This window comes from Rhodococcus sp. KB6, from assembly GCF_001445685.1.
Taxonomy (GTDB): domain Bacteria; phylum Actinomycetota; class Actinomycetes; order Mycobacteriales; family Mycobacteriaceae; genus Rhodococcus_F; species Rhodococcus_F qingshengii.
The window spans coordinates 569449-595020 of record NZ_LNAK01000154.1 but is presented as its reverse complement, the minus strand read 5'-3'; the positions used below and the strand labels follow the sequence as shown (position 1 = coordinate 595020).

The following is a 25572-nucleotide window of genomic DNA, read 5'->3' as shown; positions in this document are numbered from 1 at the left end:
CAGAACTGGAAGTGCAGTAATGCATGCAGGTGACTGGTACTAATAGGCCGAGGACTTACCACAAAGAAGCTACGCGTCCACTGTGCGGTATCTGAAACAACACACAGATACTGATGAGAACATGATTTCTCCGTCATCCATCCACCCCGTAATGGGTTCGGGTTGATGCACGGTGAAACCAGGTGATCAGAAGAAGGTTACTGTGACAGTTTCATAGAGTTACGGCGGTCATAGCGAAGGGGAAACGCCCGGTCCCATTCCGAACCCGGAAGCTAAGCCCTTCAGCGCCGATGGTACTGCACTCGACAGGGTGTGGGAGAGTAGGACACCGCCGAACACACATTAGAGAAGCCCCCCAACCAGTACTGGTTGGGGGGCTTTCTCGTACCCAAAACACCCCACCCCGCCAACACCCGAAAGCACCGCCGCCGGCACCCCCGACTTCGAGCGAACGGCACGTTCGTCGCCTCAGATCGACCCAACGTACCGTTCGCACCATCAAGGGCGGGCACGCCGCCGGCACCCCGGCATGGAGTGAACGGCACTCTCACCCTCTTGGACGAGGGGAACGGTACGCTCACACCATCAGGGCAGGGCAGGGCAGGGCAGGGCAGGGCAGGTGAGCGGATGGGCAGATCCGACAGGCGTTATCGCAGAGTCGCCTGCAGCACCTCGCAGAGCACATCCAGCGTCCTCGAGTACTGCGACTGCGTCGGCGTGCTGTAGCCGACGACGATGCCGTCACCGCCGACTGACGACACGTCGGGATGTCGGAAGACCGACAGCCCTTCGAGCCCGAGGTCGCGCGCCTGGGCCGCTGCAAGAACAGATTGTTCGGTGCCGGAGGGCAGACGGATCACAGCGTGAAGTCCCGCGGAGATCCCCTCGACCCTGACCTGGGGTACTTGCTGCGCAAGTGTCGCAACCAGTTGATCGCGTCGTCGTCGGTACGAGGTGCGCATCTTTCGAATATGGCTGTCGAATCTTCCGGATTCGATGAAGTCCGCCAAGGTCAATTGATCCGTTGAACTTACCCAGCGTTCGTAGGGTCCCTTTGTCGCGAGGACAGGTTCGATCAGCCTGTCCGGCAACACCATCCATCCGATGCGAATGGCCGGCGACAGTGTCTTGCTGACAGTGCCCAGGTACGCAACGTGCTGCGGTGCGATTCCTTGGAGTGCACCGACAGGTTTTCTGTCGTAACGGAATTCGCCGTCGTAATCGTCCTCGATGATGACGCCACCCGTAGTCGTGGCCCATTCGAGAGCGGTCGCGCGCCTCGCCGGTGTGAGGGGACCGCCGAGAGGGAACTGATGGGTCGGCGTCAGCAGAACACTCTCAGCAGAAGTAGACGCCAATTCGTCTGTGCAAGTGCCTGATTCGTCAACCGATATGGGAACTGTCAGCAGCCCTTCGTCGGCGAGCAACTGCCGGTGCAGGTGAAGGCAGAAAGCGTCGACCGCAATCGTTCCTCCGAGTGCGCGGGCAAGGAGGGAGATCCCGTGACCCGAGCTGGCACTGATCACAATGCAGTTCGGATCGACGCGAACGCCTCTGGTGCGGCTCAGGTATGTGGTGAGGGCGTTTCGGAGTTCGACTCGGCCTCTGGGATCAGTAGTCGCGAACGCGTCGGTCGGCGCGGTGGTCAAAGCACGTCTGGCGGACGAAATCCATGCAGCGCGGGGAAACGCCGACGCGTCGGGCGATCCAGGGAGAAGGCTGTAGGTCCAGCGTCGTCGAGTCGGTGATGGCTCGACCTCGCGGGTGTGTGTGCTGGCGAGCGTGGCGACCAGGGTCCCGGAACCAGGCCGTGTGACAAGCCACCCAGCTGCGGCGAGTTCGGCATAGCAGTCCGCAACGGTGTTTCGGGCAACTCCGAGGTCGAGCGCGAGGGTGCGGGAAGGTGGGAGTCTGGTGCCGGGCTTCAGCAGTCCACTGTCGATCGCGTCGCGAAGGGTCTGAAGCAGTGCAGCGCGAACCCCGATTCCCTGTGGCAGCTCGATATGTAGATCGAACCCAAGATTGGCCCACGAATTCACCACCGGATTGAACCATGTTTCCGGGTCTTTCCGGGATTACCGTTTGAGTTATGACTACAGCAACAGGACAAAGACTGGATATCGCAAAGCTGGCGCCCGAGGTCTACAAGGCGATGATTGCGTTGGATGCCGCTGCACGCAAGGGGCTGGAGCCGACGCTCGTCGAGCTGGTCCTCACGCGTGCGTCGCAGCTGAATCATTGCGCATGGTGCCTGGACATGCACACTCGCGACGCACGAAAGGTCGGCGTGACGGAGCAGAAGCTCTACCTACTGAACGCATGGGAAGAAGCGCGAGGGATGTACTCCGATCGTGAACGTGCCGCGCTCGCCTTGACCGAGGCCGTGACAGTCCTCACCGACGGTTTCGTTCCGGACGAGGTGTACAGCGAGGCTGCCGGCGAATTCTCGGACGTGGAACTGGCTCAGCTCATCAGCGTCATTTTGACGATCAATGCGTGGAATCGCATTGCGGTTACCACGAGGAAGGCGCCTCCGGTCCGAGACTGATCCGAGGCTCGTGCTCCGCTCTCCGGCAGGGCAGGGTTCCGCCGTCGGAGATCTGGGTAATCGGCGCAAAGAGGACCAAAAGATTGGTTCAGGGTGTGAACAAAACCAACAGATTCTTTGAATGTGAGTCAAATCACATAATGTGAGTGGAGATTGTTCTGGGTCATCTACAAGTTGCCCGAATCCCGACAAAGCAGTCTCGGTCGGAAGTTTCCGGCGAAGGGGTCCGCATAGCGGGCCCCTTCTTTTGCGCGCGAGCTGAAAACGCCCCTTCCTGTGAGTTTCCCCAGAATGTCCAAGTTACCGACTGGCTAGCGTTGGCGAAATGTCGGGAACGTCGCGGTTGGATGAGCAGATTTTGGGGGGATCGCGATTGTTGTGCGGTTGGACAAAGGTTCAGTCACCTTCATGGCTAACTCGTCATCCGAATGTCCAAGCTGCGCCCTGGGTGCTCGACGATTGGGTGATCTTTCTTGAAACATGCACTACATTGCCATTCAGTAACTGGCTGATTGCCAAAAGTGATCGGCTGATCCTCTCGGAAGTGAGCGCTGGGTGGCGTGGTATTGGGAATCCAGGCAACCGTCCCGCTACCGAAATGTCTTGAAAGGGAAGCTTTGATGACTGTGTCTGGTTCACGGCGTAGGCCGCTTGTTCTCCGGCTCTCGCTAACTGCAGCTATTGCCGTAACGGTCGCCGGTAGTAGCGTTGCTTTTGCTTCGCCAGCTGTGTCCGCGCCGATGCCGGTGCGAACCGCGACCGCTCCGGCGTTCACCGCCGGGTTGTGTGAGGGCACCGAGTACACGCCCTCGGAGCAGATGCTCGACATCTCCGGCATTCGGCTGGATCACTACAACGACGGCAACATCGTGCCGATGTACGGCACCACCGATCGGGGTACCTCGGCCGCGGTGGATGCTCCGGTCTGCGGTGTCCGCGACGTCGACGGAATTGCGAAGTCGGAATGGATGTACTGCACGGACTTCGATCTCGATCCGTGTGCCGGTGTCGACGAGAACGGTTTGCCGGTTGACAAGCACAACGACGAGATGGGTGCGACGGTGCCGTCTTCGGGCAATCCCGATCTGTCAGCCGACGATCTCGCTGTCATCAGTTGGTTGCTGCAGAATCCCGCCAAACTCGACGGTGTCGTTTCGGGAAATGGCAGCGAGGATGCACGTTCGGCGCGGCAGACGCTTGTGTGGTGTGTCTCGGACTACGACAATCCGCTGATGGCCGATTTCAAAAGCCTGTGCGACAGGAACATCGGTGACGACGAGCGAGCTCGCATCGTCGAGATCATGAACGTCACGCAGACGCTCGACCTCGTTCGCAAGACACCCGCGACGGGGACTCTGAAGGCCGGCGAGACTGCCGTTTTCACCCTGAATACGAATATGTACCGGAAGCCGATCACTGTTCAGTCCTCGGCGGGCACCGAACTGACCGTCTGTGGTGACAATGCCAAGGCGACGTTGACTGCAAACCAACTGACGGTCGACGGCCGCGGCGACGCACCGACTGCTGTTGATCTTTGCCTCACCGCTGCGGCCGGCGGGGACTACTCGGTGACTGCAAGCGTCATTCCGGATTCGGTCGAGAACCTGCACTGGAACACGGCAGGCGCACAGTGCCAGATCTTCGCGTCGTTCGACACCGTTCGGCCGGCTTCGATGAATGCATCTGCCAGCGTCGGATATGCAGCAGCACCCACGACGACACCGGCAACGAGCACACCGGCAACAACCACACCGGCAACGACCACACCGGCCACCACGACGCCTGCAACCCCGGTCGTTCCGATCGTGCCGATTGTTCCGATCGTGCCCATCGTGCCGATTGTGCCGGTCGTGCCTGTAGTTCCGGGTGCACCTGTTCCGTCGCAGCCGGTTGCAACTCCCGCAACTCCGGCGCCGTCGGCTCCGAAGCCGGCCACTGGCCCCCGCCCGGTTGCCATCGACGGTGGTGCTGCTGAACAGAATTCAGGCCGCAACGTCGCCGTCGCAGTGACGGGCCTCGGGCTTGTCGGAATGGCTGCTGCCGGAGCAGTTGCTCTCCGCCGCAAGCGATCCTGACACCAGGCACGTGTAGTAGACGTCGGCACCGATCACGCTTCGTGTGATCGGTGCCGACATTGATCAGACGCAGGGGGCGTCAATTCGCACGAGGTGCCGGGGGCGCCTCATCCCTCAGGAGACAGTTCGATGACCATGTACGAGTCGGATCCCAATCCATCCAATCCATACGACGATCCCAACCACGATCAGCCCGCGAGTCCAGGCAAAGGGCGTCGTGTCGCGTTCATTCTGGCTCTCATCGCGGTGTTGGTCGCCGGTGCTTCCATGGCCTTCGTCGGCCTGCGATCCTCCGATGACGATGCTGCGATCCCGCCGAGTCCGGGAGTTGTCATGTCGCACTCCGCGAATCCGGCAACGCCTACGGATGCGTTGATGACTCCCAACACCCTTTCGCTCGACCCGGTCGGTGTTCAGGCGCCGATCGTGGACGCCACCGTGCCGGAAGGAGTTCTCACTCCGCCGGAGAACGTCAAGAACGTCGGAATCTGGCTCGACGGTGCATCTCTCGATTCCGCCACCGGCACGACCTTGATTGCCGGACACGTCAATCTGACCGGCCAGGGTAACGGCGCGCTGTTCGACCTGGGCACGATCGAGCCGGGTGAAGTGATCCGTACATCCGACGCGACGGGTAAGAGCACGTCGTGGAAGGTGACTGCGGTGACGACGCGCCCGAAGGCCGATGGTGTGGAGGAAAGCGTGCTGGCCGGCCCGGAGGGCCCTCGTAAGTTGGCAGTCGTAACCTGCGGCGGCGAACTGCAATTCGCGGACGGGGTGGGCAACTACGCCGACAACGTCTACCTGTACGCGGATCTGATGCTCTGAGACACAGGAATGATTCCGACGGTCCCCGATCCCTCTTCGTAGCGATCGGGGATCGCCTGTTGGATAGTGTCGCAGGTATGGATCTTCACTTGTCTGGAAAGCGTGCGATCGTTGCCGGTGGTAGCAAGGGGATCGGTCTGGCAATCGCCAGAGGTCTGGCCGCTGAAGGGGTCGACATCGCGATACTCGCGCGCACTGAGCGAACCGTCGTAAGCGTTGCACGAGATTTGGTTTCGGAGTTCGGAATTCGTGCGATCGGAGTCGTGACGGATACGCGAGACGACGACGCGGTTCAGGCGTCGGTGCGGCAAGTGGTAGAGGAGTTCGGCGGTGTCGACATTCTTGTCAATTCGGCAGCGACGCCGTTCAGCGCCGGAAAGCCGACGGATTTCGAGGCGACCACCGACGACGTCGTGCGAGACGAAGTCGAAGTGAAAGTGCTGGGGTACCTGCGAACTGCGCGCGCTGTAGCGCCGTATCTGATCGATCAGGGTTGGGGTCGGATCATCAACATCAGCGGTTTGGGTGCCAGACAGGCAACTTCGATCGCCCACACGATCCGCAACGTCAGTGTGTCTGCACTGACCAAGAATCTTGCAGACGAGCTGGGCCCCAAGGGAATCAACGTCACCGTCGTCCATCCGGGCGTGACGAGGACCGAGAGGTTGACCGCGCGGATTGCGCGCGAGTCGGAAGAATCCGGCCGCTCGCAGGCGGAGGTGGAGCGGGGTATCGCGACGAATTCGATACACCGGATCATCGACGCCGAAGAGGTGGCTGATGTCGTGACCTTCCTGGCATCGCCGCGAAGCATCGCGATCACCGGTGACGCAGTGGCAGCGGGTGGAGGAGTGCCAGGGCCGGTCTACTACTGAAATTGTGCGTACTGCTACCTGCCGGCGGTGGTGACGATCGTGTGAACGCGTCCGCCGCCGAGTCTCTTGCTTTCGTACATCGCCGAATCGGCGACTTTCTGCATGTCCGTGAACGCTGCTGCGCGGTCTTCTCCGGCGACGAATTTGTGGGTACGCACGGCGATTCCGATGCTCGAAGTCGACGGTATCTCGTCGGTATTCGAGTGCATTGCCGGTCCGATCGAGTTGAGCATCGGTCCGATGGCTGGCACGGAAAGTCTTTGAACGAGGATGAATTCGTCGCCGCCGACCCGCGCGACGACAGCATCGGCGTGTGCCCAGGCGGATAACCGCTGCGATACCCGGAGAATGATGCGATCGCCGACGTCGTGGCCGTGCACGTCGTTGATCGTCTTGAACCGGTCGATGTCGATCGCGATCACGAGTAGTGCCGCAGATTCTTGACGCTGGAACCCCCCGAGTACCTTCTCGACGTGGCGGTCGAGGCCACGACGGTTCAAGAGGCCGGTGAGAGGATCGAGGTCGGAACTGGAAGCATCCATGCTGAGCATCGTCAGCACGATCTGCGAGATGAATGCGCAGACCACCAACGCGGTGATGACGACCAGTACTTTCGAAACACCAAGGGCTGGATCGCGATCCGGCCCGAACAGAATTGGCTGCGCAGCCACCGCGATCACAAGAAGCGAAAAAGCTATGTGCGCGATCTGCAACTTCGGGTTGTGGAAGTAGGCGATGTAGATGCCGACCAGAGCAAAAATGACACAGGTGAGCAATCGTGCGAGCTGGGAGGAATCTCCAACGACGGAGATCGTGACCGCGATGTCGCAGAAGACCACGAAACCGAACGAGCGACGCTTTGTGGGGCCGAAGACCCACCATGAGACTCCGACTACGAAGCACGAGATCACGACAACAGTATTGAAGAACAGCGCAATCGTGCTTGTCGGACCGGCAGGGCTGAATCTGTTCAGTAGTGCGCACACTCCCAGTCCGATGACAATGATGCCAAGTAATAGCCGGGTGGCGGTCGTGAGGCCGTTGTCGCGGAGATAGCGAGTGAAGCGGTCGTATTGATCGGGAAGAATCAACCACTCGCGGGTCAGCGTCCTCATCGACTTCATCTGCGATGTCATGAGTGCATCAGTCCTCGAAGGCTGGAGCGTGCGCCATTCATCGCGAACTGATTCCTCTTCTGTCTGGCACATTGCAATGCTAACTGGATCGATGCCGCATCGGACCGAGATGTTCGGATCGGCGACCCGGATGTCTGCGTTGCGCCAGCATGGAGTATAAATACATCTTGTGTCTATGTTGTATTCCGCTTCCGAAACCGTCTTCCGCGAAGTCAAGGAGCTGATCCTTTCCGGCGAGCTCGCCGGCGGGGAGCTGATCAGTGAGGGTGACATCGCTGCACGGACCAATGTGAGCCGAACGCCGGTGCGTGAGGCGTTTCTGCGTCTCGAATCGGAAGGTTGGATGCGCCTCTATCCGAAGAAGGGGGCGCTGATCGTCCCGGTCGCGGATGGGGAAGCGGAACACGTAGTCAGTGCCAGACAGCTCGTCGAGACTCAGAGCGTTCGAGTGGTGTCGGTCCGACCGCACGCACGGGAAGCGCTTGTCGCAGCGTTGCGCGCGAATCTGATCGAGCAACGTGAGATTGCTGATCGCGGGGACGTGGCCGCGTTCAGCGCAATCGATGCAGACTTCCACAAGATGATCGTTGCCGCCGGTGGGAACCCTTTGCTCGACTCGTTCTACGCGAGTCTGCGCGACAGGCAACGACGGATGACAGCCCGGTCGATCTCACGCGACCCCGGCCAACTCTCGCGCATCCTTGCCGATCACACCGCGCTTACCGACCTCGTCGACACAGGCGATGCCGACGGATACAACACTGCCGTCCTCACACACATGCGCCAGGTCCACGGCCTCGGCTTCGAAGGAACTCTGTGATGAGCACCCAAACGATCGGCGCTGGGACCGCGGCCGAAACTCGTCTCGAGGGTGAACGCCTCTCCGGCGGAAAGTGGCTGTGGCTGACCGTTGCCGCCAGTATGTTCGCCGCTGCCTGGGGCGGAAACGAATTCACCCCACTGCTGGTGATGTACCGACTCGACCACGGCTATTCGCCGGTGATGGTCGATTTCTTCCTCTTCGCCTACGTCGTCGGAATTGTGCCGGCCCTGCTGCTCGGCGGCCCGCTGTCCGATCGATTGGGTCGACGCCCGATCATGCTCCCCGCGCCGATCATCGCGATCGCCGGTTCGACGCTGCTCGCTTTCGGGGCGGACTCCGCCGCTGCTCTCATCCTGGGAAGAATCCTCTGTGGCATTGCCTTGGGGATCGGTATGGCCGTCGGCGGCTCCTGGGTCAAGGAGTTGTCCACGCAACCTTGGGACCCGACGGCGTCGGAAGGCGCAGGTGCTCGGCGAGCAGCGATGAGTCTGACCGCGGGCTTCGCCTTGGGAGCGGGTGCTGCGGGAATCTTGGCGCAGTGGGCGCCCATGCCGAGTGTGTTGGCGTACGTGCTGCACATCGCGATCACCGTCCTCGCCGCCATGGCGCTGTGGCGTGCGCCCGAAACACGACCGGCACAGGCGAAATCCGACCGTCGCAGGTTGATCGACGACCTCAAGATCCCCTCGGCAGGTCACCGCAGATTCCTCTACGTCGTCGTTCCGTTGGCGCCGTGGGTGTTCGGTGCCGCCAGTGTCGCGTATGCAGTTATTCCGGCGCTCATGACCGGGCACAGTGGCGATGCGCCCGTGGCCTTTTCGGCTCTGCTGTGCATGGTCGCGCTGACATGCGGATTCGCGATTCAGTCGTTGGGGCGCAAGATCGACACCGACCGCAGTGCTCGTGGCGCCGTTGTGGCTCTGGTGTTTCTGGTGGTCGGTATGGCCGGTGCTGCTCTGGTTGCGTCGACGCTGACCGTGGCGATCGCGATCGTGGCTGCAGCGATCCTCGGTTGCGGGTACGGCATGGCACTGGTGTCCGGGTTGCTGGAGATCCAGCGAATCGCGGGGCCGGACGATCTGGCAGGATTGACCGCGGTGTTCTACTCGATCACCTACATCGGGTTCGCGGTGCCTGCGTTGCTGGCGATGCTGTCGGAAAGCATTCCGGCACTGAGCTACACGGTGACTCTGCTGTTCGGATCAGCCGCCGCCGCTGCCTGCTTGATTCTGATTCTCTTCAAGTCGCGTTCACATCTTCCGAGCGCGTGAAGCCGGCCCGCCGACTCCTGCGAGAGTCGGCGGACCGGGGCGAAATCACGCGTCCACGGTTGCGGAACCGTTTTCCGAATTGTGGACCGAATTGTGTACCGAACCAGCCGGAACCGATGCGGTCTTGTTCAGGCCGTTGAGCAAACCGGTGATATCGACGCCTGAGCTTTCGAGAGTTTCGATGACACCGGCAATCACCTGGGGACTGATGCCCAGGATCGAGCCGATCGAACCCTGCGCCCCGTCGCTTCCGCCGACGATGGAGATCCGATCGATGTCGCCGACCGGCTTCGCTGCTGCTGCGGTGGCGTCGACCAGTGCTGCCAGAACGTCAGGCAGAGTGAGCAACTGCGCGGCCTGCGGGGTGTAGGAATTGAGCGCCTCGGCGATCTGACGCTTACCGGCAGCCTCGGCTTCGAGCTTGGCGCGCAAACCATCCGCTTCGGCCTGCTGTTCGGCGCGAACGGCGTCGGCCGCTACCTTGCGGCCGTCAGCTTCGGCTTCCAGACGTGCTCGAAGGCCGTCGGCATCAGCCTGCTGCTCGGAGCGAACAGCGTCGGCGACGAGCTTTCGTGCATCGGCCTGAGCCCCGCCGGCCTGCCTTGCTGACTCGGCCTGTGCCTGGGCGCGGAGGATCGCGGCCTGTCGCTCACCCTCTGCGCGTGCGATGGAGGCTTGGCGTTCGGCCTCGGCCGGTGCAATGACATCTGCCTGCAATGCCGCTTCCGATTGCTGGGCGCGACGACGCTCGACCTCGGTGCGAGCTTCGACGCGGGCCGCCTCGGCCTGCTCACGTGCGATGCCGACGGCCTTCTCGGCCGTTGCCTGCGCGAGTGGTCCGGCCTGGTCGGCTTCGGCGTTCTCGGCTTCGGTCTGTGCTCGAAGGCGAGCGAGTTCGACGTCGCGCTTCTGATTTGCACTCGCGATCGCAGTGTCGGCCTCGGCCTGTGCGACGGAGCCTGCCTGTCGCGCCTTTGCCGACTGGATCTGCGAATCACGCTCTGCTTCAGCAGTTCCGATCGCGGCATCACGTTTGACCTCGGCGATGCGGCGCTGACCGAGCGATTCGAGGTAGCCGTTGAAGTCGGAGATTCCCGCGATCTTGATGACATCGACTTCCATGCCGATGCGTGCGAGGTCGCCGCCTGCCTCCTCGACCACGCTGCGTGCGAGCGAATCGCGGTTGGAGTTCAGATCCTCGACCGTCATGGTCGCGGTGATTCCGCGCAGGCTGCCTGCGAGGATTTCGTTGATCTGCTGCTGGAGTTCGTCCAGGTCGGAGGTCAGGAATCGTTGCACCGCTGTCTGAACCGCTTCGTCGGCGGAACCGATTCGTACCAGGCCGACTGCCTCGACGTTGACCGGAACACCGTCGTTGGAGAGCGCATTCTTGAGATTGATGCTGACGTTGAACGGCTCGAGCGACATGATGTCGACGCGTTCGATTCCCGGAATCTTGAACCGGGCTCCGCCGCGGACGACTTTCGGCTTGCCTCGTCCGGTGAAAACCGCCACTTCGTTCGGCGGGACCTTGACGTAGTTCTTCACGTAGATCGCGGGGAGAACGATGAAGATGATTACTGCGACTACAACCGCAATGATGATGATTGGCAGCATGTATCGAGTCCTTAGATCGCGTCGTCAACCGTGACGACGTGAAGGTATTGATCGTCTACATCGGCGATGTAGACGGTGGTGCCGGTGGTGAGCGCCATCGGCTGTGCACTGACGGCCTTGGCCTGCACGCGATTGCCTTCGGCGTCGACGAACGAGACTTCTCCCCAACCTTCGGCTGCAATGGTGAGAGTGACGGTGCCCAACAGCCCGGAGTACGAAGCTCGTCCGATGTGCGAATTATCTTGTTGTTCAAGGAGATAGGGGAGAAGTAGGCCGCGCGTGACGACAACGAGAACGGCGGCGAGTGCGAGTGCTGCAATCGCCGCTACCAATGTCGGAGCGTCCGCGAGAGTGGCAGCTACGCCGCCGGCGCCGAAGCCGAAAAGTGCTGTGGCCAAGGTTGTCAGGCTCAGAAATGGCAGCCCGTCTGCGTGGCCGCCGCCCAGATCTGCAACCTCGCCGACGGCAAAGGCTCCGACCAGGGCCACGACCCCGGTCACGAAACATATTGTGAATACAACGAACATCGATCCCCCGATCTACCTGTCGAGGAAGCGCGCCCTGAGAATTGTGTTGTCGGGGTCGTCCCTCGGCCCACCTCTATAGTAAAGGTAAGACAAAGATAATCGGCGCATTCGGAATGTTTCGGCGTGGTGATATCGCGGTGAGAGAGCGTCAGAGACGAGGCAGGGAGCGCTGATTCAGCCATGCATCCCACAGTGGGCGCAATGGAGTGTCGGTGAAACGTGAAGCGAGATCGGTGAATTGCTCGGTACTGACCGTGCTGTGTCGATGCTTCGTGGTCCACTGACGGATCAGTTCGAAGAACTTCTCGTCTCCGAGAACGCCGCGCAGGGCGTGCAGAGTCAATGCGCCCCGCTTGTAGATTCGATCGTCGAACATCAGGGCAGGACCGGGATTGGCGACGATCAAGTCCTGAGATTTACGCCCGAGCCCTTGATAGGCGTTTGTCGCGAGTTGGTTCGAGGACGGGCCACCGGAATTCTCGGACCAGATCCACTCCGCGTAACAGGCAAAGCCTTCGTGCAGCCAGATGTCGCACCACTGCCCGAGAGTGAGGCTGTTGCCGAACCATTGATGGGCAAGCTCGTGTGCGACAAGACGTTCGGAACCGCGCCTGCCCGTGCAATGGTTGGCTCCGAAGATCGAGAGTCCCTGCGCTTCGATGGGGATTTCGAGTTCGTCGTCGGTGACCACAGCGGTGTAGTCGGCAAAGGGATACGGCCCGAACAGCTTTCCGAAGACCTCCAACATCTGGGGTTGGCGCCCGAAGTCGACGTCGAACGCTGCTCGCAGCCGAGGTGGGTGAACGGCGAAGACCGGTACCGGCCCGGCGCTCACCTGCCGGTGCTCGTACTGACCGATCTGAATGGTTGCCAGGTAGGTTGCCATCGGTTCGGTCTGCTCGTAGACCCACGTCGTCTGACTCGCACGGGTCTGCTTGCGGATCAGCTTGCCGTTGGCGAGGGCATAGAACGGGGAATCGGTGGTGATCGAGATTCGGTACGATGCTTTGGAAATCGGATGGTCGTCGCACGGGAACCAGGACGCCGCGCCGTTGGGCTGACTTGCGACCAAAGTTCCTTCGTCGAGTTCCTCCCAGCCGACTTCGCCCCACAGGCTCTTGATCGGCTCGGGGTTGCCGCTGTACGCGATGGTGACCGACAGGGCACCGCCCGCGGGGATCTTGGTAGACGGCGTGAGGATCAGCTTGTTGTTCAAGTGCGCGTACTTGGTGCCGCGGGCACCGTTGACGGACACCTTGGACACCTGCAGGTTCTGTGCGAGGTCGAAGCTGAACTTGGATCGGCTCTCGGTGGTGACAGCGGTGATGACAGCTTTGCCGGCGAGACGGTTGCTGAAGACCTTGTACGTCAGTTCCAGTTCGTACCGGGACACGCGGTACCCGCGGTTGCCGTTGAGCGGCAGGTACGGATCGATCGGCTCCTCGAGCATTCGGTTCGGCTTCACGACGCCACCCACGGTGCAATCGGGTTGCCCTGCCAGCGGGTGGAGGGCGGAACGGTGTCACCTCGCATCACCAGAGATGCAGGCCCTACCGTCGCTCCCGCGCCGATGCCGGCTGCGGGTAGCGCGACACAGTGCGGTCCCAGCGTTGCTCCTGCTCCCAAAGTGACGGTGTCCATGGACATGATCCGATCATGGAAGAGATGAGTTTGCACGACGCACCCCCGTTCCACTGTCGCTCCGTCGCCCAAAGTCACAAGATCTGCCTCGGGTAGCCAGTACGACTCACACCAAACGCCCTTACCGATCTTGGCCCCGAGTCCACGCAAGAAGATGTTCAGTACGGCCGTACCAGTCGCTGCGCGAGCGAACCACGGCGCCGCGACGGTTTCGACGAACGCGTCGGCTACCTCGTTGCGCCAGACGAACGAACTCCACAGCGGATGCTCGACCTTGGCGATGCGCCCGACGACGATCCACTTGGCGGCGATGGTGATCGCGCCCGCCACTGCTCCGGCGACGAGCAGAATTACGCCGCTCAACAGAGCCGCGAACCAGAATCCGACGGCGCCGACCAGTGCTTCGAGTGCAAACAGAACACCGAGACCTATGCCGAACGTGACCATCACGGGGATCAGTCGGCAGGTTTCGACCACTCCGCGGGCGATCTTGAGTCGCATCGGCGGATTGAACGTGCGGGCGGCGTCGGTGTCTCCGGCAGCCCTTCTCAGACGTACCGGTGGACTACCCAGCCACGATGATCCGGACTTGGCCTTGGACGGGGTAGCCGACAGAACCGCCACCAGACCGTTCTTGGGGACGCGTCGACCGGGGGCGGTCATACCGGAGTTGCCGAGGAACGCGCGCTTGCCGATCTTGGCCTGTTCGATGTGCATCCAGCCGCCGCCGAGGCCGTAGCTCGCAACCATGGTGTCGTCAGCGAGGAATGCACCGTCGGCGACCGTCGTGAACTTGGGAAGGAGGAGCACGGTGGATGCTTCGACGTTCTTGCCGATCTTGGCGCCGAGAAGGCGGAGCCATCCCGGCGTCAGCAGGCTCGCGTAGAGCGGGAAGAGGAAGGTTCTGGCCGAGTCGAGCAGGCGTTCGGTCGCCCACACCTGCCAGCCGATGCGGCTGCGGACAGGGTGGTAACCGGGGGTCAGCCCGATCGAGAGAAGACGAACGGCCACAAGGGTGACGACTGCGAAGACGAGCAAACTCAGGATGGTCGCGACGGGAAGCATGATCAGCGATTGGAGCACTGCGCTCGCGAGCGTGTCGGTGTCGCGAATCCACCAACCGATCAATGCGATCCCGGCCATCAGCGCGAAGATCGGCATACCGGCCAGGAAGACCGAGGTGACGCCGTATACCGGCACCCAGCCGGGTGCACGCTTCGGATGTTCGGCAGGCCAAGGATGATTCGCTTTCCCGACCTTGGTGGCGGGGGAGCCGGCCCACTGCTGGTTTGCCTTCACTCGGCCGAACACCGCAGATCCGGGTTCGACGACGGCGTCGCGACCGATACGCGCGCCGGGCAGAAGCGTCGAGCGTGAACCGACGGAGGCGCCGTCACCGATCTTGATCTCGCCGATGTGGATGACGTCGCCGTCGATCCAGTGGCCCGAGAGGTCGACTTCGGGTTCGACGGAGCAGCCGTCACCGAGTTCGAGCATGCCGGTGATGGGAGGAAGTGTGTGGAGATCGACGCCGCTGCCGATGTCGGCGCCGAGGGCGCGGGCGTAGTAGAGCATCCACGGTGCGCCCGAAAGGTTGGCTGCGCCACTGGCTTCGGTGAGTCGCAGCGCTATCCACAGACGCAGGTGTTCACTACCGCCTCGCGGATACGTGCCCGGTTCCAGCTTGCGTAGGAGCAGGCGCGCCCCGACGACGGCGATGGTCATACGGCCGATCGGTGTGATGAACAGGATGAACGCCAACAGGATCCACCACCACGAGACCGTGGGCGCCCAGCTGACGTCGACGAACCAGCCGAGGACGTTGTTCGCGATCGCCAGCCACGTCACCCACTGCAGTCCGGTGAGCGTCGTGAGTGGAACGGTGACGGCGATCTGCGCCAGCTGAGTTTTCAAGGGTGTCGGAGCGACGATGCGCGGCTCCACAGTTTCGGTGGGTGCCAATTCGTCGAGATATTCGGCGAGCGATCCCAACCGCGGATGGTCGTAGAGTTGTGCGACGGTCACTTCTGGGAACCGCTCGCGCAGGGCGGTCACCAACTGAGCAGCAGAGAGGGATCCGCCGCCCACTTCGAAGAAGTCGTCGTCGAGTCCGGTGATCTGGGCTCCCAGGATCGATCCCCACAGGCCGGCAACCCAGGCAGCGGTGCCGTCGAGGCCCAACGCGGCCCCGGCATCTTCACCGGCGCCGGGCAACGGCCACGGCAGCGCATTGCGGTCGACCTTGCCTGACGTACGCGTCGGAAGTTCGTCCATCAACGCCAGACGCGGCACGAGGGCTGCTGGTAGCTGCTCGCTGAGCAGTGCATGAGCGGCCTTGAGATCGAAGTCGGGATCCGTGCTGGCGATGTATCCGACGAGGAGCTGGTTGCCGGCTGCCGTCTTCTTCACGGCTGCGGCAGCGCCGCTCACACCCGGCAGGTTCTGCAAGGCGTTGTCGACCTCACCGAGTTCGATGCGCCTGCCGCCGAGCTTGACCTGATCGTCCGCGCGGCCCTGGAACATCAGGCCGGTGGTCTCGAGCCGGACTAGGTCGCCGCTTCGGTAGGCGCGATCCCACCCGAGCGAGGGCATCGACGCGTACTTCTCGGCGTCCTTCGCGGGATCGAGGTAACGGGCGAGGCCGACGCCGCCGATCACCAGCTCGCCCACCTCACCGACCGCGACGGGATTGCTCTGGGCGTCGACGACGGCAAGGTCCCAGCCGTCGAGGGGGAGGCCGATGCTGACGGGGCTCTTGCCGTCCATCAGTGCGCCGCAGGCGACGACGGTTGCCTCGGTGGGGCCGTAAGTGTTCCAGACCTCGCGGCCCTCGACGGCCAGGCGTTCGGCCAGTTCGGGTGGGCAGGCTTCGCCGCCGAAGATCAGGAGTCGAACGGCTTCGAGGGCCTCGGCCGGCCACAGAGACGCAAGCGTCGGCACAGTGGAGACGATGCTGACGTCACGCGAGACCAGCCACGGGCCGAGGTCCATGCCGCTGCGAACCAGCGAACGAGGAGCCGGGACGAGGCAGGCGCCGTGGCGCCACGCGAGCCACATCTCCTCGCAGGACGCGTCGAATGCCACGGAGAGTCCCGCGAGGACGCGGTCACCAGGCCCGATGGGCTCGTCCTGGAGGAACATGCGCGCCTCGGCGTCGACGAAGGCAGCGGCATTGAGGTGAGTGACCGCGACGCCCTTGGGGGTGCCCGTGGATCCTGAGGTGAAGATGATCCAGGCGTCGTCCTCGGGTTCGGGTTCGCGAACCGGTGGATGTTCGAGCCGCTTCGGCGCCGTCCCCGGCTGGATTCCGTCGCCGGTGATGATCGCCGCTACCTGCGCCTCGCCGAACACCAACTCGGCGCGCTCTTCCGGATCGTCGGCGTCGACGGGAACGTAGGCGGCGCCCGCCGCGAGGATCGACAGGATCGCGACGTACAGCGAACGCGAACCTGACGGCATCCTGATTCCGACGCGGTCACCTGCGCCGACGCCGGCATCACCGAGCCAGCGCGCACCGAGCTCGATCTCGTCGAGCAACTCCGAGTACGACAGTGTGGTGTCGCCGTCGTCGATGGCAGGTGCTTCCGGGTTGGCCTCGGCTGAGGCCCGCACGATGTCGATGAGCGTGCGCGGCGCAGGTGCATGCGCCGACCGTAGGAATACGGACGGAATCCCGAAAGATTGTTCCGTCTCCGACTGCGACTGGAGTGGCAAACCCGTTGGTCCTGTTCTACTCACGAAACTTAGAGTCCTGCGAACTGTCGAGTTGAAAGTCTCATGACAAGTTTGCGAGTTGGTGAACAGATATGCCTAATGCAACATGCCGAACGTGCCGGTCAGTCCGTACTGGCAGCTTGCGCGTGGCCTTCTGCCGAGTCGGCGAACTCGGGTGTGTCGAACACCTCTCCGCCCAGTGGATCGACGACCTTCGATTCCTCGGAGAAGTCGACGGCGCCGGTATCCGGGTCGATGTTGACCGCATGGGCGGGAACTTCGTGGACCGCGACGAGCATGTGGGCGTCGGAGGGATCCGTCATGATTCCGCTTTGTGACGGGGTCAGCCCGGCGAAGGTCGACGAGATCTTCAGATCGCGGAGCCGCTTTTCGGTGGGTTGCGGAACGTCGGTCGATGCCGAGGCATTTGTAGAAACCCGCAGGTAGCGTGGTGCTGAAGCGACCTCGTATCGGAACGCCTTCAGCATCGACAGACATGCCAGCACCATGATGACCGAGAACGGTACCGCCGTGGCGATGGCAACGGTTTGCAGCGCCGTGAGCGATCCACTGCCACCCACGATGAGGAGAACTGCGGCCGCGGCACCGGAGAGGAACGTCCAGTAGACACGCGTGATCTTGGAGGTCTCCAAGCTGCCACCGGTCGCGAGGATGTCGATGACGATCGAGCCGGAGTCCGCGGACGTGACGAAGAAGAACACGATCACGACGATCGCGAGAACACTCGAAATCGTTCCGAGCGGAAGTCCGTCGAGAAGCGTGAACAATGACGTGTTGGTGTCCACTGCGCCGGATGCGTCGAGCATCGTGCCCTCGTTGCGCTGACGCAGAATGCCGGAGTTACCGAAGATCGTGAACCACAACGAACCGACCAGCGTCGGGGCCAGCAGCACACCGAAGACGAATTCGCGGATGGTGCGGCCGCGTGAGATGCGCGCGATGAACATGCCGACGAACGGTGCCCAACTCATCCACCAACCCCAGTAGAAGATGGTCCATGCACCCTGCCAGCCGTCTTCGGCGAACGGGGACGTGCGCAGCATCAGCTCGGGCAAGGCCTGGACGTATCCGCCGAGGTTCTGCACCCACGACTGCATCAGGAACAATGTCGGTCCTAGAATCAGGACGAACAGGGCCAGCGCGGCAGCAAGCATCATGTTGATGTTGGAGAGCCACTTGAGGCCCTTCGTGACGCCGGAGACGACCGAGAAGGTGGCCATGCCCGTCACGATGACGATGATGGTGATGACCAACCAGTTGTCGGTCTCCACCCAGCCGAGGTAGTCGAGGCCGGCCGAGATCTGCTGGACACCGAAGCCCAGCGACGTCGCGACACCGAACAGCGTGCCGACGATGGCGACGACGTCGATGGCGTGGCCGATCTTTCCTTCGATGCGAGCCCGTCCGAGGAGCGGCTCGAGCAGCCACCGGATCGACAGCGGGCGACCCTTTCGGTAGGTCATGTACGCCAGACCAAGGCCGACGACGACGTAGATCGCCCATGCATGAAGGCCCCAGTGGAACAGCGTCAGTTCCATCGCTTGATTGGCTGCGGCGTCCGTGGATCCGGCGATCTGCCCGGCGACGGGTGGGGTCACGTAGTGCGAAAGGGGTTCGGCTACTCCGTAGAACACGAGGCCGATGCCCATCCCGGCGCTGAAGAGCATCGCGAACCACGAGAGCATGCCGAACTCGGGCTGCTCGTCGTCACGTCCCAATCGGATGTTGCCGATGCGGCTGATTCCGCAGTACAGCGCAAAGATCACGAAACCGGTAGCCGAGAGGATGTACCACCAGCCGACGCCGTCGCTGATCGCGTTGTTGAGAGTTTCGAAAGCATCCGCAGCGGTTCCCGCATAGATCACGGCAAAGGCGATCAGGGCAAAGATCACTATCGACGCGGGGATGAACACGGGTTTCCGTAGTTCACGCCACGCAGTTTTGACCGCAGTCATTCCACTCCTCGAACGTTCAGGCATTCACAGCGCCCATACGGGCAGCCACGTGTCACGCGTAGGTGGGCGTTGCGCTCACACCATCGCAGGTCAAGACCGGGCTATTGCTTTGAAATTCAACGTAACGTCAAGTTTCGGTCAACTCAACTGGACGAAAGATGCTGCACTGTCGCGAAAGTTCTCACTGGATACCGTAGTTCCGGTTGTAAATCGTTGGGTAATAGTGGCATTGGGCCATGAGTGGAATGCTGAACGGCGAATTCGATTGGTACGGTGAGTTGAATCGGTCGAGTCGACGCTCACCGATTGACCACATTTGTCAAACTCGGCGAAACAGCCTGTCTGTCAGGTGGTTAACTCCTGGTGTGCTTGCCCGATCGTGGCGGTCAGGTGTCGATACCTAACTGTGATTGTGATGGTCGCAACTATCAGTGATGCGGGCCCTGTTCGCCCCGCTGAGCGTCGATCAGATCCATCGCATCCTTCAGACCCAAGCCCGGATGCAGTTCGCGTAGTGCCTTGATTGCCGGAATACGGTCGTCAGTCGACGCGAGTGCGCTACGGACGTCGTCGGCGGGTATTTCGGTGGGGGCAGTCGTCCCTTCCCACCACACCGACTGAGGTTTGTTCCTGTTTCGCCAGGCTTGGACGGTGCCGTAGGCAAATCCGGCCGTCGCGAAAAGCCAGATTGCCAGGCGAACCCAATTACCGGTTGTCGGTTCCGTGGTCACTGTATGGATGGTGCTCGGACCGATTACGACTACGAGCAGGACGAGGCCAATCGTCTGCCACCATCGCTCGACGCGCCTGCTCGGATTCCACCACTCGGCCATCGATCGATACTCGCACAGGGCTGCTGTTTCGGTGCGACGATGGAGATCATGGAGATTCGTGATGCGGTGGAGCGACTTCGGGCGGATTCCGGGACCTCGATGATCTTCGGAGAACCGCACCAGACCAGCGACGGATCGACGATCATCACGGTTTCGCGTCTACACCGGCGGTGGCGGGGCGACCCGATACCGGTGCCAGTGGGAGTGTTCTCGATCCACGAGGGTGAGCCGTCGTGGTCACCGGCCGTCGATCACACCAGGGCGGCTTTGATGGGGGAGTTCATCGGGCTGGCGGCCGCGGTGATCGCAACCCTGGCAGTTCTACGTCGACCGCCCTGGCCTGATGTGACGATTCAGAAGGGGTGACCCAGAATTACGCCGATCAGTTGGAACGGCATCGCGAGGAACATCGATCCGACGTAGAGCGGATAGCGAATCGGATCGCCGGCGAGGTAACCCTCGGCGAGCCAGGCCATGACGTCTGCTGATCCCATAGTCGTTACTTCCCTTCGCTGTTGTGGTTCACCGACATTTTCGGTCGTGGGAGTTGTTTTGTTACAAGCGAACTCGAAGGAGGAGTACATGTGAAGGCAGTTTCGACGCAGCAAACGTCGTCAAGCGAGATCCCCGGGGGCGGTGTCCTCTACCAGCTAAGTCTCGATACTTAGCACTGTTCCGTAGTGAAATCTGTGCGTTCTGCACATGTCGGGACAATTCGGTGAGCCCTACAGTCGCTGCATGACAACGACACCTTCTCCTCTCTCAGGCAAGACCGTCGTACTGATCGGCGGCGGAACAGGCATCGGGCTGCGAGTGGCGCAGCTTGCCGTCGACGCCGGCGCGCAGGTAGTTCTCGGTGGCCGAACCGCATCCAAGCTCGAAGCAGCGGCCGCGCAGCTGGGTGAGGCTGCGCACTGGTTCACCGTCGACACCTCCGACGACGACTCGGTGAAAGAGTTCTTCACCAACATCCCCAGCGTCGATGCTCTCTTCACCACGGCTGCCGATTACCAGGTCGGCTCGTTCCGTGAACAGAGCGTCGAGGAAGCGGCGTCGCCGTTCACCTCCAAGTTCTGGGGGCAGTACCGCGTCGTGCACGCTGCGCTCGACAAGCTGACACCCACCGCATCGGTGGTCCTCATGTCCGGCGCTGCCAGTGTGCGGCCACCCGCAGCTGCCGCGGCATACGTTGCAGCCAACGCGGCAATCGAGGGGCTCGGGCGGGGGCTGGCGGTCGAACTGTCGCCGATCCGCGTCAACACTGTCGCTCCCGGAACCATCGACGGGCATCTGTGGGCTCAGCGCCCGGCGGAGGTTCGGGAGGCCGCGTTCACCTGGAGCGCCGAGAACAACGTGCTCGGCCGCGTCGGGAACGAAGACGAGATTGCACAAGCGGTGTTCTATCTCTTCACCAACACGTACACAACGGGTTCCACGCTGTACCCCGACGGCGGATACGCGTTGCGTTAGACCCGTGCCATTTGGCGACTGTGTGAAATGACGACTGTGCGAAATGCATTGTCGTAACACGAAGAAACGCCAATTCGCCCATAGGCGTGACCCTGGCCACATTCGTACCGTCTTCTCCGAGAACACTTCCCAACTATTCGAGGAGTCCGTCATGAAAAACACGTCAACGACCGCCGCCGGCGGTGAAGTGTCCGACGGTGACGACTACGCGCTCACCCGCGTTCCCGACGAAGCACGATATTCGTGGTTCTCGGTGGCAGTACAGCGATTCGGTCAGGTATCGGCACTCGCACAGTTCTTGCTCGGTGCGACGCTCGGCTACGGTATGACGTTCTGGAATGCCTTCTGGGCATTGACAGTCGGGGCGGTGATTCTCGAGGTCGTCTGTATTTTCATCGGCATCATCGGGGTTCGTGAAGGGCTCAACACATCGGTGGTCGCACGCTGGTGTGGATTCGGGCACGCAGGTTCCGCGGTGATCGGTTTGGTGATCGGGGTCAGCCTGATCGGTTGGTTCGGCATTCAATCTGCTGTCTCTGCATCAGGTTTGCACGGAATCATGCCGTTTCTGCCGCAGTGGGCGTGGGCTTTGGCCTTCGGTCTCCTGATCACCGCGATAGTCCTTCGCGGGTTCGGATCCATGCAACTGATCGCCAATATCACCGTTCCGCTGTTCCTGATCCTGGTCGGTTGGGCCGTCATCGCCGAACTGCGTAATCACTCGCTGTCAGATCTGATGACATCTGCTCCAGCCGGGCCGGAGCTCAGCTTCCTCGCCGGAACTACCATCGTCGCAGGCGGTTTCATTGCCGGAGCAGTGATCACACCTGACATGACGCGCTTCAACCGCACGGCAGGCGATGTCGTGAAGCAGACGCTCGTCGGAATAACGTTGGGCGAATACGTGATCGGGCTGACCGGTGTTCTCCTTGCCCATGCCGTTCGCAGTTCCGACATCGCCACGATCATTCTCTCGTCGGTCGGTTGGGTCGGCGTTCTGATCATCGTTCTCGGCACCTTCAAGATCAACGACTGGAACCTGTACAGCTCGGGGCTCGGCGTCGTGAACTTCATCGACGTCGTGTTCGGTCGACGGATCAATCGCGCAGTTGTCACAGCAGTTGTCGGCATCACCGGTTCGGTCCTCGCGGCTGCCGGAATCCTGAACTCGTTCACCGACTTCCTGATCCTGTTGGGCGTCGGATTCCCGCCGATCGCCGGGATCATGGTGGCGGAATACTTCATCGTCAAGACATGGCGCAAGGATCTGGAGGAGAGTCGAGCTGCGGGTACCCTCCCGAACTCGGCACCCACTTGGGTACCGGCCACGCTGGTGATCTGGATCGTCTCGGCGCTGATCGGTCATTACAGCACCTTCGGCCTGCCGTCGATCAACGCGGTGGCCTCGGCCTTCGTTCTCTACGTCGTCGCGGGTCGACTCGGCCTGATTCGCGGAGTCGGACGCACCGCAACCGAAGCGCCGCAAGAGACTTCGGGAAAATCTGCGCTCACGCACTAGCACGGCACACACTGTAGAAGGGAGTTCGCGATGCGAATCGGAATCGACGTCGGTGGTACGAACACCGATGCGGTCCTGATGGACGGGACCACCGTCATCGGGCATGTCAAACACTCGACCAGCAAGGACATCACCGGCGGAATCGGCGGAGCTCTGGCGGCGCTGCAGCAGCAGTACTCGTTCTCTCCCAGCGCTGTTCAAGCAGTGATGATCGGCACGACGCACTTTCTCAACGCTCTCATCGAGCAACGCGGACTTGCACCGACAGCGGCTCTGCGATTGGGGCTTCCGGCGACCGCCGCGCTTCCGCCGATGGTGGGGTGGCCGCGAGACCTGGTCTCCGCTGTGCAAGGAAGGCACTACCTCGCTCACGGTGGGCACGAGTTCGACGGTCGTCGTATCTCGCCGCTGGACCCCGACGAGATTCGCCGCCATGCCGCCGATATGGCTCGCAGCGGTACTCGTTCGGTCGCAATATCTTCGGTGTTCTCTCCGGTCAATCTCGAATGCGAAGCGGCCGCCGCGGAGATCGTGCGTGAGGAACTCGGCCCGGACGTCGCAATTTCGCTCTCGCACGAGATCGGTCGAGTGGGTCTACTCCAGCGGGAGAACGCGACCATCATCAATGCTGCGCTGCGCGAGCTCGCCGATCACATCGTCGACGGTCTTGCCCGATCTTTGGTCGAGCACGGCATTGTCGCGCCGCTGTACCTGAGCCAGAACGACGGAACCTTGATGGACATCGAGTACGCGAGGCGTTATCCGGTGGCGACTTTCGCTTCGGGGCCGACCAACTCCATGCGAGGCGCCGCTGTTCTGTCCGGTCTGGCCAGCTGTGCGGTGATCGACATCGGGGGCACCACTACCGACGTGGGCGTATTGACCAACGGTTTCCCCAGAGAAGCCACCACGGAGGTGACGGTCGCGGGGGTACGGACCAATTTCCGTATGCCGGACGTCTTCTCGATCGGTATCGGTGGTGGTTCGGTGGTGGATGCAGACGGACTCACAGTCGGACCCGAATCTGTGGGATACGAATTGGGTTCACGGGCACTCGTATTCGGCGGTGACACGTTGACGGCCACCGACATAGCCGTCGCGGCAGGCTTGGTCGACGTCGGAGATCGCAGTGCGGTGGCGCACCTCGACCGCGGCCTGGTGTCGACGGCACTCGACCGGATCTCGCGCCGAGTCGCCGACGCCGTGGAACAGATGCGGACCACGTCGGATCCACTTCCCGTTGTGGCGGTTGGCGGGGGATCGGTACTGCTGGAGCGTGAACTCCCGGGCCTGGGAACGGTGATTCGTCCTGAGCGCTTCGATGTTGCCAATGCGATCGGCGCTGCGATCGCGCAGGTCAGTGGTGAGGTAGATCGAGTCGAAGCGGTGCGGGACGGGCACCGGCAGGTTTTTGCCGACGATGCTCGCCAGGAGGCGATCGATCGGGCAGTCGCCGCAGGCGCACGGCCCGAGTCGGTGCAGATCGTGGAGTTCGACGAGGTCCCGATTCCGTATCTGCCGGGCAACGCAACACGTATTCGAGTGAAGGCAGTCGGTGACTTGGCACTGCACAGTGGTTTGGTCTCCACCGGTCAGGAGGGCTCACGATGAGTTGGACACTACGAACGGCGGATCTCGACGACCTCGCCAGGGGCGCAGCCTTGTTGGGCACCGGCGGCGGGGGAGATCCGTTCGTCGGCAAGATGTTGGTCACGCAGGCGCTCGGTGAGGCCGGTGAAATCACAATTCTCGATCCGGAGGAGCTTGACGACGACGCGTGGGTGATTCCCGTCGCGCAGATGGGTGCCCCGACCGTCGTGGTCGAAAAGATGCCGCGCGGAACCGAACCCGAGCTGGCGCTGATCACGTTGGAGAAGCACACGGGTCGAACTGCAGATGCCACGATGCCGATGGAGTGCGGCGGAATCAATTCGATGATTCCGTTGCTGGTGGCCGCACGGCGCGGCCTGCCGGTTGTCGACGCCGACGGGATGGGACGAGCCTTTCCTCAGCTCGAGATGGAAACCTTCTCGGTGTACGGGATTTCGGCGAGTCCGCTCGCCATGGCGAACGAGCACGACGAGGTGGCGATCTTCGACACCGGAAGTGACAACAGCAGATTGGAGGGCCTCGCCCGCGGGGTGACGTCGAGGTTCGGTGGGATGGCGCACATCGCGCAGTACTCGATGACGGGTGCAGATGTGAAGCGGACGGCGATCCCACGGACTCTGTCGTTGGCCATGACCATCGGCCGGTCCATCAGACTTTCACGTGAGCAGCGGGTGGACCCGGTGCAGGCGCTTGTCGACAGTCTCGCCGACACGCTCTACGGATACGGGCGAGTTCTCTTTCACGGCAAGGTGATCGATGTCGACCGGCGAACCGATGAGGGGTTCGCTCGGGGTTCGGTGCGGATCGCCGGCGTCGGAGACGAAGAGCTGGAAGTTCAGTTCCAGAACGAAAATCTGATCGCCGTCCAATCCGGAGTGATGGTGGCGATCGTGCCAGACCTGATCTGCATCGTCGAGGCCGATACCGCCGAACCCGTCACCACCGAGGGCTTGCGGTACGGGCAGCGCGTTGCGGTCATCGGGATCGCGACCCCACCCATCATGAGAACCCCGGAGGCACTGGCGGTCTTCGGCCCGGCTAGCTTCGGGCTCGATCGCCCGTTCCTGCCGGTGGAGACACTCGAGCAACCTGTACTGGCAGAATAGCG

Annotated in this window: 20 protein-coding genes and 1 rRNA gene; 12 read left to right on the top strand and 9 right to left on the bottom strand. The window is 62.0% G+C overall.

Annotated features, from left to right (window positions below):
* Nucleotides 1-220: 220 nt before the first annotated feature.
* Nucleotides 221-337 (top strand): 5S ribosomal RNA (rrf, locus tag ASU23_RS30135).
* Nucleotides 338-647: 310 nt separating this feature from the next.
* Here rrf and ASU23_RS30130 read toward each other — a convergent pair.
* Nucleotides 648-2042 (bottom strand): PLP-dependent aminotransferase family protein, encoded by a 1395-nt coding sequence (locus ASU23_RS30130; protein WP_082661499.1) that lies wholly within the window; start codon nucleotides 2040-2042, stop codon nucleotides 648-650.
* Nucleotides 2043-2089: 47 nt separating this feature from the next.
* On the opposite strand from ASU23_RS30130, the gene ASU23_RS30125 reads away from it, so the two are divergent.
* The 4 genes from ASU23_RS30125 to ASU23_RS30110 all read left to right on the top strand — a co-directional run bounded on the left by ASU23_RS30125 (nucleotide 2090) and on the right by ASU23_RS30110 (nucleotide 6326).
* Nucleotides 2090-2548 carry a carboxymuconolactone decarboxylase family protein gene (locus tag ASU23_RS30125; RefSeq protein ID WP_007727180.1) on the top strand — a complete coding sequence of 153 codons (459 nt, stop codon included), beginning with the start codon at nucleotides 2090-2092 and terminating at the stop codon, nucleotides 2546-2548.
* Nucleotides 2549-3168: 620 nt separating this feature from the next.
* Nucleotides 3169-4623 carry a hypothetical protein gene (locus ASU23_RS30120; RefSeq protein ID WP_242692479.1) on the top strand — a complete coding sequence of 485 codons (1455 nt, stop codon included), beginning with the start codon at nucleotides 3169-3171 and terminating at the stop codon, nucleotides 4621-4623.
* A 129-nt stretch (nucleotides 4624-4752) separates the two neighbouring features.
* On the top strand, nucleotides 4753-5451 hold the full coding sequence (locus ASU23_RS30115; RefSeq protein WP_058039293.1) for a class F sortase: 699 nt from the start codon (nucleotides 4753-4755) through the stop codon (nucleotides 5449-5451).
* Between the two features lie 77 nt (nucleotides 5452-5528).
* Nucleotides 5529-6326: an SDR family NAD(P)-dependent oxidoreductase gene (locus ASU23_RS30110; RefSeq protein WP_047269707.1), complete on the top strand. Its 798-nt coding sequence runs from the start codon at nucleotides 5529-5531 to the stop codon at nucleotides 6324-6326.
* 14 nt (nucleotides 6327-6340) lie between these two features.
* On the opposite strand, the gene ASU23_RS30105 is transcribed toward ASU23_RS30110, so the two are convergent.
* Nucleotides 6341-7678 carry a GGDEF domain-containing protein gene (locus tag ASU23_RS30105; protein WP_253741539.1) on the bottom strand — a complete coding sequence of 446 codons (1338 nt, stop codon included), beginning with the start codon at nucleotides 7676-7678 and terminating at the stop codon, nucleotides 6341-6343.
* Between ASU23_RS30105 and ASU23_RS30100 the strand changes: the two genes are divergently transcribed.
* Nucleotides 7638-8282, top strand: coding sequence for a GntR family transcriptional regulator (locus ASU23_RS30100; protein WP_007727164.1), 645 nt, complete (start codon nucleotides 7638-7640; stop codon nucleotides 8280-8282). The genes ASU23_RS30105 and ASU23_RS30100 overlap by 41 nt on opposite strands.
* On the top strand, nucleotides 8282-9556 hold the full coding sequence (locus ASU23_RS30095; protein ID WP_052959811.1) for an MFS transporter: 1275 nt from the start codon (nucleotides 8282-8284) through the stop codon (nucleotides 9554-9556). The genes ASU23_RS30100 and ASU23_RS30095 overlap by 1 nt, the downstream gene beginning before the upstream one ends.
* A gap of 45 nt (nucleotides 9557-9601) precedes the next feature.
* Here ASU23_RS30095 and ASU23_RS30090 read toward each other — a convergent pair whose 3' ends face one another.
* From ASU23_RS30090 to ASU23_RS30065, 6 genes are all read right to left on the bottom strand, one after another.
* A complete protein-coding gene (locus ASU23_RS30090) occupies nucleotides 9602-11173 on the bottom strand; it encodes a flotillin family protein (RefSeq protein WP_050655914.1) in 1572 nt (523 codons plus the stop codon).
* 11 nt (nucleotides 11174-11184) lie between these two features.
* Nucleotides 11185-11673, bottom strand: coding sequence for a hypothetical protein (locus ASU23_RS30085; protein WP_172827109.1), 489 nt, complete (start codon nucleotides 11671-11673; stop codon nucleotides 11185-11187).
* A gap of 175 nt (nucleotides 11674-11848) precedes the next feature.
* Nucleotides 11849-13150 carry a M1 family metallopeptidase gene (locus ASU23_RS30080; protein WP_050655931.1) on the bottom strand — a complete coding sequence of 434 codons (1302 nt, stop codon included), beginning with the start codon at nucleotides 13148-13150 and terminating at the stop codon, nucleotides 11849-11851.
* A gap of 11 nt (nucleotides 13151-13161) precedes the next feature.
* Nucleotides 13162-17055, bottom strand: coding sequence for a Pls/PosA family non-ribosomal peptide synthetase (locus ASU23_RS30075; RefSeq protein WP_058039291.1), 3894 nt, complete (start codon nucleotides 17053-17055; stop codon nucleotides 13162-13164).
* A 122-nt stretch (nucleotides 17056-17177) separates the two neighbouring features.
* Nucleotides 17178-19031: a BCCT family transporter gene (locus ASU23_RS30070; protein ID WP_058039290.1), complete on the bottom strand. Its 1854-nt coding sequence runs from the start codon at nucleotides 19029-19031 to the stop codon at nucleotides 17178-17180.
* Between the two features lie 428 nt (nucleotides 19032-19459).
* The gene (locus ASU23_RS30065; RefSeq protein WP_232329970.1) at nucleotides 19460-19762 is read right to left on the bottom strand and encodes a ribosomal protein L7/L12; all 303 of its coding nucleotides are present in this window, start codon (nucleotides 19760-19762) and stop codon (nucleotides 19460-19462) included.
* A 141-nt stretch (nucleotides 19763-19903) separates the two neighbouring features.
* Between ASU23_RS30065 and ASU23_RS30060 the strand changes: the two genes are divergently transcribed.
* Nucleotides 19904-20230: a hypothetical protein gene (locus ASU23_RS30060; RefSeq protein WP_058039289.1), complete on the top strand. Its 327-nt coding sequence runs from the start codon at nucleotides 19904-19906 to the stop codon at nucleotides 20228-20230.
* Here ASU23_RS30060 and ASU23_RS34400 read toward each other — a convergent pair.
* The gene (locus ASU23_RS34400; RefSeq protein ID WP_003941170.1) at nucleotides 20218-20358 is read right to left on the bottom strand and encodes a hypothetical protein; all 141 of its coding nucleotides are present in this window, start codon (nucleotides 20356-20358) and stop codon (nucleotides 20218-20220) included. The two genes, ASU23_RS30060 and ASU23_RS34400, sit on opposite strands and share 13 nt — an antisense overlap.
* Before the next feature lie 244 nt (nucleotides 20359-20602).
* Between ASU23_RS34400 and ASU23_RS30055 the strand changes: the two genes are divergently transcribed.
* From ASU23_RS30055 to ASU23_RS30040, 4 genes are all read left to right on the top strand, one after another.
* Nucleotides 20603-21334, top strand: a complete 732-nt coding sequence (locus tag ASU23_RS30055) for an SDR family oxidoreductase (protein ID WP_054828021.1) — start codon at nucleotides 20603-20605, stop codon at nucleotides 21332-21334.
* 151 nt (nucleotides 21335-21485) lie between these two features.
* Nucleotides 21486-22853 (top strand): cytosine permease, encoded by a 1368-nt coding sequence (locus ASU23_RS30050; protein WP_007727143.1) that lies wholly within the window; start codon nucleotides 21486-21488, stop codon nucleotides 22851-22853.
* Nucleotides 22854-22883: 30 nt separating this feature from the next.
* Entirely contained in the window at nucleotides 22884-24464 is a 1581-nt protein-coding gene (locus ASU23_RS30045) for a hydantoinase/oxoprolinase N-terminal domain-containing protein (protein WP_058039288.1), read from the top strand.
* Nucleotides 24461-25570, top strand: coding sequence for a DUF917 domain-containing protein (locus ASU23_RS30040; RefSeq protein WP_058039287.1), 1110 nt, complete (start codon nucleotides 24461-24463; stop codon nucleotides 25568-25570). Before ASU23_RS30045 ends, ASU23_RS30040 begins: the two co-directional genes overlap by 4 nt.
* The last annotated feature ends 2 nt before the right edge of the window (nucleotides 25571-25572 follow it).